Source organism: Nocardioides sp. P86 (assembly GCF_023712465.1).
Classification (GTDB): domain Bacteria; phylum Actinomycetota; class Actinomycetes; order Propionibacteriales; family Nocardioidaceae; genus Nocardioides; species Nocardioides kribbensis.
This window is the reverse complement of record NZ_JAMAYE010000040.1, coordinates 1-420: the sequence shown is the minus strand read 5'-3', so window position 1 is coordinate 420 and position 420 is coordinate 1. Positions and strand designations below refer to the sequence as shown.

Below are 420 nucleotides of genomic sequence, written 5' to 3'. Positions count from 1 at the left end.
CCAGTACACGTCTTCGAGGTGCAGCCACATCGCGAACTCGTCGAGGGTGAGGGCGGCTCCCGTGCCGAAGATCGCCGCGAGCACGTCGAGCCACAGGCCGCGCTCGGGCAGGTACGTGATGAGCATGAGGCCGCTGAACAGCAGCATGAGGATGCCCCACACCTGATGGTGGACGTGGATGCCCGCGATGGCGATATTGCGGAACATGCCTGGCTCGGCGTTCTCCTTGAGGTACGCCTCGGCCTGGTCGGCGCGGTGACGGATGTAGCGCGTCGCGGTGCGCGTCGCTGCCGTCGCGAGGACGAAAAAGATGAGCAGCCACAGCACGGCGTGGCGGCTCGGGTCGATCATGTCTTCATCGTAGGCGCGGCAACTGACCGTGCCCCGGACGGCATCAGCCGGCGTCGCACCCCCGTCGCA

General features: G+C 66.9%; 1 protein-coding gene. It reads right to left on the bottom strand.

Translation table 11 applies throughout. The annotated features are described in order from the left end of the window. A partial coding sequence (locus M3673_RS18850; protein ID WP_251535608.1) for a hypothetical protein occupies positions 1-351 on the bottom strand: 351 nt, incomplete at its 3' end. Positions 352-420: the final 69 nt, after the last annotated feature.